Annotated in this window: 12 protein-coding genes; 1 reads left to right on the top strand and 11 read right to left on the bottom strand. The window is 40.7% G+C overall.

The window, feature by feature from the left end:
• Window positions 1-26: 26 nt before the first annotated feature.
• On the bottom strand, window positions 27-884 hold the full coding sequence (locus KHA94_RS07580; protein WP_213101548.1) for a class II fructose-bisphosphate aldolase: 858 nt from the start codon (window positions 882-884) through the stop codon (window positions 27-29).
• Between the two features lie 308 nt (window positions 885-1,192).
• The gene (locus tag KHA94_RS07575) at window positions 1,193-1,567 is read right to left on the bottom strand and encodes a response regulator (protein WP_213101547.1); all 375 of its coding nucleotides are present in this window, start codon (window positions 1,565-1,567) and stop codon (window positions 1,193-1,195) included.
• 226 nt (window positions 1,568-1,793) lie between these two features.
• On the opposite strand from KHA94_RS07575, the gene KHA94_RS07570 reads away from it, so the two are divergent.
• The gene (locus tag KHA94_RS07570) at window positions 1,794-2,321 is read left to right on the top strand and encodes a DUF2529 domain-containing protein (RefSeq protein WP_213101546.1); all 528 of its coding nucleotides are present in this window, start codon (window positions 1,794-1,796) and stop codon (window positions 2,319-2,321) included.
• A gap of 645 nt (window positions 2,322-2,966) precedes the next feature.
• Here the strand turns inward: KHA94_RS07570 and KHA94_RS07565 are convergent.
• From KHA94_RS07565 to KHA94_RS07525, 9 genes are all read right to left on the bottom strand, one after another.
• Complete coding sequence (locus KHA94_RS07565; protein ID WP_213101545.1) at window positions 2,967-4,571, bottom strand: CTP synthase; 1,605 nt, start codon at window positions 4,569-4,571, stop codon at window positions 2,967-2,969.
• Between the two features lie 260 nt (window positions 4,572-4,831).
• On the bottom strand, window positions 4,832-5,407 hold the full coding sequence (gene rpoE, locus KHA94_RS07560; protein WP_213101544.1) for a DNA-directed RNA polymerase subunit delta: 576 nt from the start codon (window positions 5,405-5,407) through the stop codon (window positions 4,832-4,834).
• Between the two features lie 556 nt (window positions 5,408-5,963).
• Window positions 5,964-6,152 carry a hypothetical protein gene (locus KHA94_RS07555; protein ID WP_213102296.1) on the bottom strand — a complete coding sequence of 63 codons (189 nt, stop codon included), beginning with the start codon at window positions 6,150-6,152 and terminating at the stop codon, window positions 5,964-5,966.
• Window positions 6,153-6,441: 289 nt separating this feature from the next.
• The gene (icmF, locus tag KHA94_RS07550) at window positions 6,442-9,708 is read right to left on the bottom strand and encodes a fused isobutyryl-CoA mutase/GTPase IcmF (protein ID WP_213101543.1); all 3,267 of its coding nucleotides are present in this window, start codon (window positions 9,706-9,708) and stop codon (window positions 6,442-6,444) included.
• 171 nt (window positions 9,709-9,879) lie between these two features.
• On the bottom strand, window positions 9,880-10,524 hold the full coding sequence (locus tag KHA94_RS07545) for a TetR/AcrR family transcriptional regulator (RefSeq protein WP_213101542.1): 645 nt from the start codon (window positions 10,522-10,524) through the stop codon (window positions 9,880-9,882).
• A gap of 238 nt (window positions 10,525-10,762) precedes the next feature.
• Complete coding sequence (locus KHA94_RS07540) at window positions 10,763-11,902, bottom strand: acyl-CoA dehydrogenase (RefSeq protein WP_213101541.1); 1,140 nt, start codon at window positions 11,900-11,902, stop codon at window positions 10,763-10,765.
• A 91-nt stretch (window positions 11,903-11,993) separates the two neighbouring features.
• Entirely contained in the window at window positions 11,994-13,124 is a 1,131-nt protein-coding gene (locus KHA94_RS07535) for an acyl-CoA dehydrogenase (protein ID WP_213101540.1), read from the bottom strand.
• A 420-nt stretch (window positions 13,125-13,544) separates the two neighbouring features.
• Window positions 13,545-14,396: a 3-hydroxybutyryl-CoA dehydrogenase gene (locus KHA94_RS07530; protein ID WP_213101539.1), complete on the bottom strand. Its 852-nt coding sequence runs from the start codon at window positions 14,394-14,396 to the stop codon at window positions 13,545-13,547.
• 274 nt (window positions 14,397-14,670) lie between these two features.
• On the bottom strand, window positions 14,671-15,858 hold the full coding sequence (locus KHA94_RS07525) for an acetyl-CoA C-acetyltransferase (protein WP_213101538.1): 1,188 nt from the start codon (window positions 15,856-15,858) through the stop codon (window positions 14,671-14,673).
• Window positions 15,859-16,508 lie beyond the last annotated feature (650 nt).

Raw genomic sequence — 16,508 nt, 5'->3', positions numbered from 1 at the left:
GTTTCCTAAAAAAATATTTGCTCTTATTAAGCTTTACCAGAAGAACCAAACTCACGCATTTTGCCAATGACTGTTTCTTTAATGGCATCCCGGGCAGGACCTAGGTATTTGCGAGGATCGTACATATTTGGATTTTCCGCTAATACTTCGCGCACACGCTTGGCAGAAGCAATTTGGTTCTCCGTATTTACGTTAATTTTTGCAGTTCCTAGAGAAACTGCTCTTTGAATATCCTTTGTAGGGATTCCCGTGCCGCCATGAAGAACAAGTGGCACTCCTGTAAGGTTTCCGATCTCTTCCATTTCAGCAAAGCCTAGTTTTGGCTCCCCTTTGTATGGACCATGTACAGAACCTAAAGCAGGAGCTAAACAGTCAATTTTCGTACGTTTAACAAGCTCATCACATTCTTTAGCATCTGCATAAATAACCCCATCAGCGACAACATCATCTTCCTGTCCGCCAACAGTTCCTAATTCCGCTTCAACAGATACTCCTTTTGCATGTGCATATTCGACTACCTTTGAAGTGATGGCCACATTTTCTTCAAAAGGATCATGTGAAGCATCAATCATAACGGAAGTGAAGCCAGCATCTATTGCTTCTTTACATTTATCAAAGCTAGATCCATGATCTAAATGAATCGCTACAGGTACTGTAATTTTATAATCTTCAAGCAAGCCTTCTACCATTTTTACAACGGTTTTAAACCCACCCATATAACGGGCAGCACCTTCAGACACACCAAGAATAACAGGGGATTTCTCCTCCTCTGCTGCTTGAAGAATGGCCTGAGTATACTCAAGATTATTTAAGTTAAATTGACCTACCGCATAACCTTCGGATTTTCCTTTATTAAGCATTTCAGTCATTGAAACTAAAGGCATCTTTCTTCCTCCTTAATCATCATCGTTTCTTATTCTCACAGGATTTTTTTGTGAAGGATATGATGTTTCTCTTTAGCAAAAGCTGACAAACATCCGTTCCGCCATCTATTTTATATGGCGGTCCAATATACCTTCTTTTACAGAGATTTGAAAGACTGAAATTGTTCTATTAAAGTCTTTCCTTTAATAAATTCGAATATGTAACTTCCTGTTCAAACGAAATCGATCCTATGGAATTCACTTGTATCATACCAAAAGGAAAAAAAAAATGCCATTACCCATTAGCTTTTTTTCAATATAAATGATGATTAATAGGAGTTTGTTAACGGCAAATACTTCTTAACAGCCGCACGGATATCATCAATATCAAAAGGTTTCGCAAAATGGGTTAATGCTCCTAAATCCCGAGCTTCCTGAATCATATCTAGTTCTCCGTAAGCTGTCATAATGATGACACGAATTTCCTTATCAATCACTCTCATTCTTTTTAATATTTCAATCCCATCCATACCTGGGATTTTCATATCGAGCAGAACTAAATCAGGTGAATGTTCGGAGACAATTTCAAGCGCCTGGACGCCATTAGCAGCCTGGTATGTTTCGTACCCTTCTTTCTGCAACACTTCATTAAGTAAAATACGGATTCCGAACTGATCATCTACAATTAAAATTTTCCCCTTCAATCAACCCACCTCTTCCCTTCGTATAAAAAGTTTAATCAAACTTATTATCTTCCCCTTCTCATTAATTCTATTTTCCACCTGTAAAATCCTGCCGTCATTAAAATTTGCCATCCGTAATTTTACCTTTTTGCCCACATTCCATATAATTGAGTTAATTATTAGGACATGTTAAACAATAATCATTAACATTGCTAACTATTTCAGAATCTTGTAAAGGGGAAAAATTATGTTAAAAATGTTTTCTACTCAGCTTACTGGGCTATTTAATCGCATACAGGAAAAGGAAAATTATGCAATGGAGGATGGGGCTAGACTTCTTGCACAGGCTGCTATCGGTAGTGGAAGGATCTACATTTTTGCAACAAAGGAAATGAAGGCCGTTGGATATGAAGCAACAAAAAGTCAAGAGCCTCTAAAAAACGCCTCCATTTGGTCCATTGATAAACCACTTGAAGAAATATCTGAAACAGACAGATTTCTTATTGTAACGAGAAATGCCACAGATGAAGAGGCAATCAAACTGGCAGAATCCCTTTCAGAGAAAAGAATCCCCTTTGTTGTGGTGTCCTCGATTCAATCTAATGATAAAGGCTTAGCAGAACTAGCTGATATCCATATTGACCTAAAGCTCACAAAAGGCCTGTTGCCAGACGAAGCCGGCAACCGCTTTGGCTATCCTGCATCGATGGCTGCACTTTATGTGTATTATGGAATTAAGTTCATACTAGAAGAAATTCTTGAAGAATATGAGTAATTAAAAGTTGGAGGTTGGATTAGAGAAAGCGACGAGTAGTTGATTTCTTTCTAAATTATCCAAAGGCTGAAATATCTCCACAATAAAGTGAAACTTCCATCAGTGGGGGTTTTTCGACGCACAGGACGTGCTATTGCAGACGTTACGACAGGACGTCGTGTCTTTAGTCTGCGTTCATCCCCCACTGATGGTTAGTTGAACCAATCACGCTCAAAACGCCACGTCCTCCCAAAAGCTCTGCTTTCGGTCGTGCGATGAAATGCGGATGAAGTACTCCTTGTCCTGTGGCTTTCGCCTGACTAGGACATCGTGTCCGTCGTCGGGCCTTTACGGGCAGTTGATCCCCCACTTAGGTTTCTTTAATTCTCTCGCAACCTTGAAGTGGGGGTCTTACTGCCCGTTAATCTGCGATAAAAAACATTGTTAATAAATAAGGGGCGTCTCTAAGCCGAGCAATCGACTAAGAGTTCGCCCCCTTTTCTAATAATAAGAAAGTATAACTTTTTTCGAGTTTGAGAAATGTCTAGCTTCAGCGCCTACCCCCTCGAGGTCACAAGCCAATCCTCCCAAAAAGGTAAAGAACACCTTTCTGAGAGGCTCGTCTTGTGCTTGTCGGGGGTGAGCAAGGCGCTTGCGCTTTTCTAATTAAATCTCATTAAATCTTATTGAAGCACCTATAAAGTCATGGAATAAAGGCTGCGGACGGGTTGGTCTTGAAATAAACTCAGGATGGAATTGTGATGCCACAAACCATGGATGATCTTTAATTTCAATAATTTCAACAAGGCGTCCATCTGGGCTTGTACCTGAGAAAACAAAACCTGCATCGATCATCTCTTGTCGATAATGGTTATTAAACTCATAGCGATGACGGTGGCGTTCATAAACGACTTCATCCTGATAGGCTTCATACGCTTTTGTATTTTCAACTAGTTTACATGCCTGAATTCCTAATCTTAAAGTTCCGCCTAGATCCTCAACATCCTTTTGCTCTGGGAGAAGGTCGATAATAGGATGCTTTGTATTTGGATCAATTTCTGATGAATGTGCTCCTTTATAATTCAAAACATTTCGAGCATATTCAATGGAAGCTAATTGCATCCCTAAGCAAATACCAAGGAATGGCTTTTTCTGCTCACGGGCAAATTGAATCGCAAGAATTTTCCCTTCTACTCCGCGGTCGCCGAATCCCCCAGGAACAAGAATTCCATCTACATCATTCAATAGCTCAGGAACATTGCCTTCTGTTACCTCTTCAGCATTAATCCATTTAATCTCAATATCTGAATCATGAGCATAGCCTGCATGCTTTAACGCTTCAACTACTGAAATATACGCATCCTGAAGCTCAACATATTTTCCGACAAGTGCAATTTTTGTTGTCTTAGATAAATTTGTTACCTTTTCAACTAGCTGCTTCCATTCTGTCATATCCGCTTCACCACAAGCTAGTTTTAAGTGGTTACAAACAATGTTATCAAGATTTTGATCTTGAAGAGCGAGTGGAATTGAATATAAAGTATCAGCGTCTCTGCATTCAATAACTGCTTCTTTATCAATATCACAGAATAATGCAAGCTTGTCCTTCATTTCCTGTGAAATCGGCATTTCCGTTCGAACGACGATTACATTTGGCTGAATTCCTAAGCTTCTTAATTCCTTTACACTATGCTGTGTTGGCTTTGTTTTCATTTCACCTGCTGCTTTAATATAAGGCACTAACGTACAGTGGATGTACATGACATTATCTCGGCCAATGTCACTTTTGATTTGACGAATAGCTTCTAAGAATGGAAGTGATTCAATATCCCCTACAGTTCCACCAATTTCTGTAATGACCACATCTGAATTCGTTTCATGTCCTGCACGGAAAACTCTGTCTTTAATTTCATTTGTGATATGAGGAATAACTTGAACAGTACCACCATTGTACTCGCCACGACGTTCTTTTCGAAGAACAGTTGAATAAATCTTTCCTGTTGTCACACTGCTGTACTTTGTTAAGTTCACATCAACAAAACGCTCGTAATGACCTAAATCCAGATCCGTTTCAGCTCCGTCACCCGTTACGTATACCTCTCCGTGCTGATAAGGGCTCATCGTTCCCGGGTCCACATTAATATAGGGATCGAATTTTTGAATCGTAACGCTTAAACCCCTGTTTTTCAATAAACGGCCAAGAGAAGCTGCAACGATCCCCTTTCCAAGTGATGACACAACGCCACCTGTTACAAAAATATACTTCGTCATCCTAATTCCCCCTCATCTTAAGTTTGTGCATATTCGCCTTTATTTAAAGACTAAAATAATGAATTTAATTTATTGCGCAGCACTCATTCAGAAATGGCTGTGCGGTTGTAGTGGGGGTCATCTGGTTCCATAAAAAATAAAAAACGCTCCGCTTACTCATCACAAGTAAGGGAGCGCTATTCGCGTCTAATGAATCGTTCCTTTTTTAAGGAGCCCAAAAATGATTGTACAAGCCTATTAATGAAAAGTCAAGATGATTATTATTCCTCTTCATCCTCGTCTACGTCGAGATCTTCGTCCTCTAGCTCTTCGTCCTCATCACCAAGATCGTACTCTTCATCTCGATCAACGAGTTCATCATCTTTCAAATCCTCATCCTCATCATCATCATCATCATCATCATCTATCAAATCGTCATCATCATCTAATAGGTCTTCTTCTTCTTCTAAATCGTCGATATCATCATAATCGATATCTTCGTCATCTAGATCATCGTAATCATCAAGATCATCATCTTCAATAGCCTTTTTCGATTTCTTCTTCTTCGGTTTAATAGGTGTAACAATTTCCTCTTCCACTTGGTCAACTGGATACCATACTCGCAGTCCCCATCTGTTGTCTCCTAAACCTAAGAAGCGGCCATCAATATTTAAATCTGTATAGAACTGAGCAATTTTTGCTTTTACTTGATCATCTGTTAGCTCAAGAAGATTAATGAGTTCATCCATAATTTCTTTAAATGCCATCGCTTCTTTTTTACTTTTTAATAGTTCATAAGCGATTGCAATAAAAGACATTTCCTGTAATTCTTCTTTTGTAAGTTCATTTAAATTCAATATTAGCACGTCCTTTCCCTATGTAACGCTTCCTTGCAAGCGAAAATAACCATTTAAAACTGAGCCGGATTCTCTTACAACAATCATGAATCCAAATACATAACCCTCTCACCTATCCTATTTTATAAAGTGAAACTTCATCAGTGGGGGTTTTCCGACGCACAGGATGTGCTAGTGCAGACGATACGACAGGACGTCGTGTCTTTAGTCTGCGTTCATCCCCCACTGATGGTTAGTTGAACCAATCACGCTCAAAACGCCACGTCCTCCCAAAAGCTCTGCTTTCGGTCGTGCGATGAAATGCGGATGAAGTACTCCTTGTCCTGTGGCTTTCGCCTGACTAGGACATCGTGTCCGTCGTCGGGCCTTTACGGGCAGTTGATCCCCCACTTAGGTTTCTTTAATTCTCTCCCAACCTTGAAGTGGGGGTCTTACTGCCCGTTAATCTGCGATAAATGAGCTGTTAATCGTTTTAACCATATTGATTTCTATGCTTTTATACACCCTTAAGAATGCATATTCTTCATTATAAACAAAATTTTAGGGTTTATGCTAGCTATATCTTACGTCCATTCTCTTTTTCTTCATCACCATCATGTGTTTTTTTTGAGAGCTGGCTATAAGCTAGAGAAAAGAAATAAATAGATAATAAAAAAAATGCAATTGCACCAAGCTGTTTTTGATAAAGAAAGTACGTTCCAATAACAATCCCCATTATGGCTGCAAACATAAATATCCGTTTCACTTTTCCACATCCTGCAACTTAATATCCAAGAAGAAACGATTCTCCAGCTCTCTCTATTAATTTGATTATATAGGAATTAGCAAAGATTGTGAACGTTCAGTAAAGGGCGTTAGAAAAACTTGGCGTTCGCCAAGTCCTTTCTGGCGAACGCCTTAGTTTATGCGATCTTATTAACAAATATTTAATTGAACACACACTTTACTTCAGTACGTTAATAAACTTAAAGTTTCCTATTAACTAAAAAGAAATCGGCTCGGTCACCGATTTCTCTTTTTCCAACCTCTCGTAGTTACATGTTTCTTCTATATTGTCCGCCTACTTCATAAAGCGCGCGCGTGATTTGGCCTAGGCTTGCCATTTTGACGGTTTCCATCAATTCAGCAAAAATATTTCCGCCTGTTACAGCTGTTTCCTTTAAGCGCTTAAGAGCTTCTTCTGTTTTGTCATTATTGCGTTCCTGGAAGCTGCGCAGGTTTTGGATTTGTGTTTCTTTTTCTTCTTGCGTTGCTCTTGCCAGTTCCATATTATTCATTTCTTCTTCAGAAGGCGGGTTCGGATTTAAATAGGTGTTCACACCGATTATTGGAAGCTCACCTGTATGCTTTTTCATTTCATAATACATGGATTCATCTTGGATTTTTCCGCGCTGGTATTGCGTTTCCATTGCTCCAAGAACTCCTCCACGGTCATTAATCCGATCAAATTCTTGCAGAACCTGTTCTTCCACAAGGTCTGTTAACTCATCAATAATAAATGCACCTTGCAGCGGGTTTTCATTCTTTGTTAAGCCGTGCTCTTTCGTAATGATCATTTGGATCGCCATTGCGCGGCGAACAGATTCCTCCGTCGGTGTTGTAATAGCTTCATCATAAGCGTTTGTATGAAGAGAATTACAGTTATCATGCAGCGCCATTAACGCTTGCAAAGTCGTACGGATATCATTGAAATCAATTTCCTGAGCATGAAGTGATCGTCCGGATGTTTGAATATGATACTTAAGCTTCTGACTTCGTTCATTTGCCCTATACTTATCCCTCATAACTGTCGCCCAGATACGCCGGGCCACGCGGCCAAGTACCGTATATTCCGGATCCAGTCCATTAGAGAAGAAGAACGAAAGATTCGGTGCAAAATCATTGATATCCATTCCTCGGCTCAAATAGTACTCAACATACGTAAAGCCATTCGCAAGTGTAAAGGCTAACTGCGAAATCGGATTTGCCCCAGCTTCCGCAATATGATAGCCGGAAATGGAAACCGAATAGTAGTTGCGTACTTTTTGGTCAATAAAATATTGCTGAATATCACCCATCATGCGAAGCGCAAATTCTGTCGAGAAAATACATGTATTTTGGCCTTGATCTTCTTTTAATATATCAGCCTGAACCGTTCCTCTTACTGTTTGTAATGTTAGAGCTCTAACTTCAGTAAATTCTGCTTCTGTTAATACGCGGCCAAGTTCTTGTTCCTTCTTCTCGATTTGCTGTTCAATAGCTGTATTCATAAACATCGCTAAAATAATTGGTGCTGGACCATTGATTGTCATCGATACGGATGTAGATGGATGACATAAATCAAAGCCTTCGTATAGCTTTTTCATATCATCTAATGTACAAATGCTAACTCCGCTTTCTCCAACCTTTCCATAAATGTCAGGACGGTAATCAGGATCTTCTCCGTAAAGAGTAACGGAATCAAAGGCTGTGCTTAGACGCTTTGCTGAATCATCCTTTGATAAATAATGAAAACGGCGATTCGTTCTTTCCGGTGTACCTTCCCCAGCAAACTGTCTTTTCGGATCTTCCCCTTCACGCTTGAATGGAAATACACCTGCTGTATACGGGAAGGACCCTGGTACATTTTCTCTGTAGACCCATCGGATAATTTCACCATAGTCTTTATATTTTGGCAGAGCAACCTTTGGAATACTTAATCCAGATAGGCTTTTTGTTTTTAATACTGTGACGATTTCTTTATCACGAATTCTTGTAACAAATTGGTCGCCTGTATATTTTTCCTTTAATGATTCCCAGCCTTCAAGGATTTTCTTCGTTTCTGTTGTGAGCTGGGACATAACATTAGATTTGATTGCTTCAAGGGAAGCAATCACTTCCTCATTTGCCTCTTGCTCCTTCACTGCAAGAATAGCCCCTTCTAGCTGGAATAGTTTACGGGCAAGATTAGCCTGTTCTTCTGCCTTCTTGTGATAGTTACGCACCGCTTCGGATACTTCCCGTAAATAATAGCGCTGCTCATTCGGAATAATGACATTTTGCTTTTCAACAAGAGCGTGTTTGGAAAAACTAGTTTGCCATGCTGTACCTGCTTTTTCATTTAATTTTTCAATGATAGCAGCAAAGACAGCATTTGTTCCCGGATCATTGAACTGGCTCGCGATCGTGCCGTAAACAGGCATTTCATCCAATTCCTTTTCAAATTGCATGTGGCTTCTTTGAAACTGCTTCTGTACTTGGCGTTTGGCATCCTCTGAGCCTTTACGCTCAAACTTATTGATAACAATTAAATCGGCATAATCGATCATGTCAATTTTCTCAAGCTGAGAAGGAGCTCCGAATTCACTTGTCATCACATACATAGAAGCGTCGCATATTTCAGTTATTTCAGCATCTCCTTGGCCTATTCCACTCGTCTCTACAACGATCAGATCGAAGCCTGCCGCTTTTACCACTGAAATAGCATCTTTAATAGCAAGTGATAATTCAGTTTTCGACCTCCTTGTTGCTAGGCTTCGCATATAAACACGAAGATTGAAAATGGCATTCATACGGATACGGTCTCCGAGAAGAGCCCCGCCTGTTTTTTGCTTTGTCGGATCTACTGATAAAATCGCTACTTTCTTATCAGGAATTTCATTGATAAAACGGCGGATTAGTTCATCCGTTAAAGAGCTTTTTCCAGCTCCGCCTGTCCCTGTAATTCCTAGAACCGGCACAGATTTTTCTAATGTTTTCACTTGTTCCAATACAGAGTCTAGGGCTGCTGCTGATTCTTTATCAATATTGACATGGTGTTCAGCTAGAGTAATTAACTTTGCAATTGAATTGATATTCCCTTCTTGAAGCTTTTCAATTTGCTCCGTTGCTTCTAGTGTATACGTCGGGAAATCACATTCTTTAATCATCATATCAATCATGCCTTGAAGGCCATGCTGGCGACCATCCTCAGGAGAAAAGATTCTTGCGATTCCGTAGTCATGCAGCTCTTTTATTTCTTTTGGGATGATGACCCCGCCTCCACCGCCATAAATACGAATATGTGAAGCTTCTCTTTCTTTTAACAGGTCATACATATACTTGAAATATTCAACATGTCCCCCTTGATAGGAAGAAATAGCAATTCCTTGAACATCCTCTTGAATCGCCGCATTCACCACTTCTTCTACCGAACGGTTATGCCCAAGATGGATGACTTCTGCTCCACTTGCTTGAATAATCCTTCTCATAATGTTAATAGAAGCATCATGACCATCAAATAGACTTGAAGCAGTTACAAATCGGATATGATTCTTTGGCTTATATACTTCTAGATTACTCATTATTTTCCTCCTAAACGAAAGGCGTAGGGTTCCATCATTATGAACGCGGTCTAATACCGCTACGCCCTCTCACTTTATTGTCGTGCGATGTATTACTGACGAAGCTTTCCTTGTCTAGCGGTACGTGCATTTTGTATTTCTAAGATAGATAGTTATAAAAATTCAGAAAAATTAAATGGTGCTTTCATTATTTACAGGGCTTTTTATCCCCTGGAAAAGTAATTCCGTTTGCAGGTTTATATAATCCTCGATAGAGTACAACTTTTTCAGTGACCAGCGGCGGAAAGCCCACATTTGTCCCTGAACAAAAATATTATGAGCAATCATCTTAATCTGAGATTCTGACAAATCTAGCTCCTTATTCTCTACGCACCCGGTAATAATTTGTTCAAACATCTCCACCATTTCTATTTCCTTTTTCAGAACATAGGGGAGAGCGTCTTTTGATAATGATTTTACTTCCTGATACATGACGAGAACCTCATCCTGCATTTCATCAACAACTCGAAAATAATCAGCAATCCCCATTCTTAAGCTTCCAATTGTTCCCCGATTTGTATCGAGATCCTTTTGAAGCCGCTCGCTAACCTGGTCATAAATGCTGTCACAAACAAGGTATAATACATCCTCCTTCGTCCGGATGTATTCGTATAATGTTCCGATACTAAAACCAGCTGCCTTTGCAATTTCTCTCGTAGTTGTACGATGAAATCCTTTTTGGATAAAAAGGGTTACCGCACCCTTAATCATCTGGTCACGTCTTTTTTTCACAAGGCGTTCGTCTTTAACTGACGCTTGAACTTCACGTTTTTTCATTTCACACCACCTTTTTGGAAAGCGCTGGCGCCTTCAATAACAATTAGCCTTATTGAGACCACTTTTTATTGGCTTCTTTGGTTTGTGGTCTAATTTGGCTTCTTTGTGACCACTCTTCAACGATTTCTTTGGTTCTATGGTCTATTTCGCTTGCTTTCGGACCGCTTTTGGCTGTTTTCCTTTGTTTAAGTCGAAAAAACGCCAAAGCAGTCCATTCATAAAAAGCAAACAGATTCTCCTATTTTGTTATCATACGAGAAATAACGAGTCTCTGTATTTCTTGTGTTCCTTCATAAATCTGTGTGATTTTTGCATCACGCATGAAGCGTTCAACAGGATAATCTTTCGTATAGCCATAGCCGCCAAAAATTTGGACAGCATCTGTCGTTACCTTCATGGCTGTATCTCCAGCAAATAATTTAGACATTGCCGACTCTTTTCCATATGGGAGCCCTTCGGATTCTAACCATGCAGCTTGATAGGTTAATAATCTAGCAGCCTCAATGCTTGTTGCCATGTCTGCAAGCTTAAAGCCAATTCCTTGCTGAGCAGCGATTGGTTTGCCGAACTGAACGCGCTCCTTCGCATATTCAACAGAAGCATCCAGAGCTCCCTGTGCGATTCCTACAGCCTGAGCGGCAATCCCGTTTCGACCGCCATCAAGTGTCATCATAGCAATTTTGAAGCCTTCTCCTACTTGACCTAATACATTTTCTACTGGAACTTTACAATTATCAAAAATAATTTCTGTTGTTGGTGAAGAACGAATTCCAAGCTTTTTCTCCTTCTTGCCAACTGAGAAGCCATCGAATCCAGCCTCAACGATGAATGCTGTTGTTCCTTTTTGTTTTTCTGCAGGGTCAGTAAGAGCAAAGACCACATAGATGTCAGCGATTCCACCGTTTGTTATGAAGATTTTTGAACCGTTAAGCACATAATGATCGTCTTCTAGACGAGCAGTCGTTTTCATTCCACCTGCATCCGATCCGCTTCCTGGTTCAGTTAATCCGTAGCCGCCAATTTTCTCCCCTTGAGCCATAGGGCGTAAATATTTTTGTTTTTGCTCCTCGCTGCCAAATTTGAAAATTGGCCAGCCAGCTAGAGATGTATGGGCTGAAAGAGTAACGCCTGTAGAAGCACATACTCTTGAAAGCTCTTCAACTGCAATACAATAGGCTAAATAATCACTGCCGATTCCACCGTATTCTTCTGGCCACGGAATACCTGTTAAGCCAAGCTCCGCCATTTTATCAAAAATTTCGCGGTCAAAGCGTTCTTCCTCATCACGCTCTGCAGCAGTCGGGGCCACTTCGTTTTTTGCAAAATCACGTACCATTTTTCTAATCATTTCATGCTCTTCAGTTAATTGAAAGTTCATTTGCCTATCCCCCATTATTGTTTTTTCGCCTGTTTATTTTGATTTTATCTAAAATATTGAAAATTCCATTGAAAGAATGACTAAATCCTCTTTATAACTGCTTACTTATAACAATACGTTGAATTTCACTTGTTCCTTCGTAAATCTCAGTGATTTTTGCATCACGGAAATAGCGTTCAACTGGGTAATCCTCTGTATAACCGTATCCGCCAAATACTTGGATGGCATCTGTTGTCACATCTACTGCAGTTCTGGAGGCAAAAAGCTTTGCCATAGACGCTTCCTTGCCGCACTTGATCCCTCTCTGCCTTAGACTAGCCGCACGATAGATTAATAGCTTTGACGCTTCAACAGCTGTTGCCATATCTGCTAATTTAAAGCCGATACCTTGCTGGACAGCAATCGGTTTGCCAAATTGTACACGCTCCTTGGCATACGCTGTTGCTGCTTCAAGTGCTGCCTCTGCAATTCCAAGAGCCTGAGCTCCGATGCCGATTCGACCTATATCGAGATTAGCCAGTGCAATTTTAAAGCCTTCCCCTTCTTCGCCAAGAAGATTCTCAACCGGAACACGCATATCCTCAAAGCTAAGCTGCAATGTTCTTGAACCATGCAAGCCCATTTTATGCTCGTCCTTGCCGATTACAAGACCAGGAGTTCCTTTTTCGACGATAAAAGCAGAAACCCCTTTACTTCCAAGCTCTGAATTTGTTGAAGCGAAAACAATATAAACATCCGCTTCTCCACCGTTTGTAATAAATACTTTCGAGCCATTAATGATATAATGATCGCCGTCTTTAACCGCTTTTGACTTCAGGCTGCCTGCATCTGATCCAGCACTTGGCTCTGTTAAACAAAATGCACCTAGGTATTCTCCTGAGGCAAGCTTTGGGATATATTTTTGCTTTTGCTCTTCCGTACCGAAGTACAGAATTGGATTCGTCCCAACAGAAGTATGAACTGAAAGAATAACGCCAACCGTTGCACTTACTTTTGATAATTCATTGATCGCAATAATATACGAGGTAAAATCCATCTCTGAACCGCCATACTGTTCAGGAATTGGAATTCCCATTAGGCCAAGCTCCCCCATTTTTCGTAAAATTTCTCGAGGAAACTCACCCTTTTCCATTCTTTCAACAAATGGTGCAATTTCCGACTGTGCGAAATCACGCACCATCTTTCTCATCATTTCCTGTTCTTCTGTGAATCTCAAGTTCATATGCTATCCCTCCGTTACTAACTCTCTGCTGTATTGTGTTCAATTTTTTTCGTAATCTCTTGCGATAAAGTGAAACTTCCATCAATGGGGGTTTCCGAAGCACAGGATGTGCTAGTGCAGACGTTACGACAGGACGTCGTGTCTTTAGTCTGCGTTCATCCCCCACTGATGGTTAGTTGCGGCACACAGGAAGTGGGTCACGCAGACGTTTCCACACGATGTGGCGCTTTTAGTCTGTGTTCATTTTACGGGCCTTTACGGGCAGTTGATCTCCCACTTAGGTTTCTTTGATTCTCTCGCAACCTTGTAGTGGAGGTCTTACTGCCCGTTAATCTGCGATAAATTTGTAACCCTTGAGGTTAGAGGTCGTAATTAGAGCAATCGGCGATGCGCAGATTGTCATTTGTCATTATTTTAGTCTTATTCGTAAACGTAGAAGCCTCTGCCTGTTTTCTTTCCAAGCCAGCCTGCTTTTACATATTTTCTTAAAAGCGGACATGGGCGATATTTATCATCTCCGAAGCCTTCATGAAGTGTTTCCATAATATAAAGGCAAGTATCAAGTCCGATGAAATCGGCTAAAGTCAATGGTCCCATCGGGTGATTCATTCCAAGCTTCATAACCTCATCAATTGCTTCCTTTGTTGCAACTCCTTCATAAAGGGTAAAAATTGCTTCGTTAATCATCGGCATTAGCACTCGGTTTGATACAAAGCCCGGAAAATCATTCACTTCAACAGGTACTTTTTTCAGTGTATTTGTTATATCTTCAATGGTTTGATAGACTTCATCCGTTGTGGCTAACCCACGGATAATTTCAACAAGCTTCATCACTGGCACAGGGTTCATAAAATGCATGCCAATTACTTTTTCAGGACGTTTTGTCGCAGCAGCAATTTCTGTGATCGGCAAGGAAGATGTATTGCTCGCAAGGATGGCATGCTCTGGAGCAATTTGATCAAGCTGACTAAAAATTTTTGTTTTGATTTCCATATTTTCAACAGCCGCTTCAATAATTAAATCGACGTTTTTGGCATCCTGAATATCTGTAGATGGAGTAAGATTGCTTAATACATCCTCCATTTGCTGAGCCGTTATCCGCTCTTTTTCTACTTGACGGGATAGATTCTTCTTGATTATCCCAAGGCCGCGATCGACGAACTCTTGTTTTAAGTCATTTAATAGCACACTATATCCTGCTTGTGCACATACTTGCGCAATACCTGATCCCATTTGGCCTGCACCGATTACCATGATTTTTTGTACGTTCATTTTTGTTCCCCCATTCTTTTTGTTAAAGGATATGTTAAACTTCCCTGATGATTTCCGCTGCAGGCACGCGGAAGCCTCCTCGTCGCTATCGCTCCTGCGGGGTCTTCTTTTGACTCGCTTCTCCCGTAGGATATTGAATAAGCTTCCTAGAATAATCACCGCACGAAGGTAATGCGTTAGCATTTTCGAGGAGTCTCGCGCCTTCCGCTTCAATCAACAACAAAATAGCACTTTCAACACTGAGCTTTAACACAAAACCGCCCAAAAAGACAAATTAGTTTTTCGGTACCTCAATCATAATGGCGTCACCTTGACCGCCGCCGCTGCAAATAGCAGCTATTCCGATTCCTCCGCCTAATCGCTTTAATTCATACATCAGTGTCAATATGATTCTCGCGCCGCTCGCTCCAATCGGATGACCTAGTGCGACAGCTCCACCGTTCACATTCACTTTATTTTCATCTAGATTTGCAATCTTTCCGCTTGTTAAAGCGACTGCTGCAAACGCTTCGTTAATTTCAAATAAGTCAATCTCATCAACTGTTTTTCCAGTCTTTCTTAGAAGCTCATTGATGACAAGGCCAGGTGTTTTCGGAAAATCCTTTGCTTCAACCGCAATAGCTGAATGACCTAGAATAATGGCTTCTGGTTTTCTTCCTTCTCGGGCTGCTCTTTCCTCACTCATCAGAACTAATGCCGCCGCTCCATCGTTGACTCCAGGTGCATTCCCAGCTGTTATCGTACCGCCCTGCCCAAAGGCTGAGCCAAGTTTAGCTAGTTTCTCAATGGAAGTATCCCTTCGTGGAGATTCATCCTCGGAAATGATGACTGGTTCTCCTTTTCTTTGCGGAACCTCAACAGGTACAATCTCCTCGGCAAACTTCCCTGACTCTATAGCAGCAATTGCACGCTTATGGCTTCTAAAAGCAAAAGCATCTTGCTCTTCCCTGCTAATCTCGAATTCTTCCGCTACCCCATTTCCATACGTACCCATATGAACTCCAGTAAAGCTGCAGCTTAAGCCATCATGTGTCATTAGATCTTTCACAGCAGAATCTCCCATGCGCAATCCCCAGCGAACTTTTGGCATGAAGTATGGAGCATTGCTCATCGATTCCATGCCTCCAGCTACAATCACCTCTTCGTCACCAAGACGGATGATTTGATCAGCAAGCGTTACACTGCGCATACCAGAAGCACAAACTTTATTAACAGTTTCTGTTTTTATATTCCATGGCAAACCAGCTTTTCGTGCAGCCTGTCTAGATGGAATTTGACCTTGCCCTCCTTGAAGAACCGTTCCTAAAATAACCTCATCAACTTCCTCAGGATTGACCCCAGCACGATTTAAAGCTTCTTTCACAGCAAATCCGCCAAGATCTGATGCTGAAAAGCTGCTTAACCCCCCTGCAAATTTCCCAAATGGTGTTCTTGCTCCCCCTATGATTACGGTTTTTCCCATTAGAATTGCTCCTTCCTGAATTTAATTATTTTTTATAGTCAAAAAATTCCGATGAAAAAATAATGTTAATTGCTTTCGTTCATAGCTGTTTTATCTATAATGGACTAGCCAACGACTGAACGCTCGCTCAATGCCTCAGTAAAAAAAGAGGATGATTGCACCCTCGCTTCAGGAATTTTGAAAGCGCTTTATCTTATATTCTATTTTACTCTAAAAATAGTAGAAATTGAAACACTTTGCGCAAAATTCATAAAATTATCTTACAGAATTTTTTCAATATTGCTTCTGAGATAATCTTTTGCTATGCTTCAATTTCTACAAATTATCAAATATTGCAGACTTACGAAAAACATCTCGATCTGCGCTTCAGACCTGCCGTTTATAGAAGTTTCATCTACTTACGATACAAGGGTTTCTTTTTCCACGTTAAGCAGAAAGTATAAATTGCCAGCGCAGAAGATGATTCGACACAGTTGCCAATTTTAGGAATTAAGTACGACGGACAGGACAAGGAAGGCTTCGATAGCGATTAACATCGCACGAAGGAAAAGCGATAGCTTTTACGAGAATGTCCTGGTCGGGCGAATGCCACAGGATAAGGAAAGCTTCGTCAGAGGTACATCGCACGACCAAAAGAGAAGCTTTTGGGA

The sequence above is a fragment of the Cytobacillus citreus genome, assembly GCF_018343665.1.
Taxonomy (GTDB): Bacteria; Bacillota; Bacilli; order Bacillales; family Cytobacillaceae; genus Cytobacillus; species Cytobacillus citreus.
This window is presented reverse-complemented; position numbering and strand designations above follow the sequence as displayed.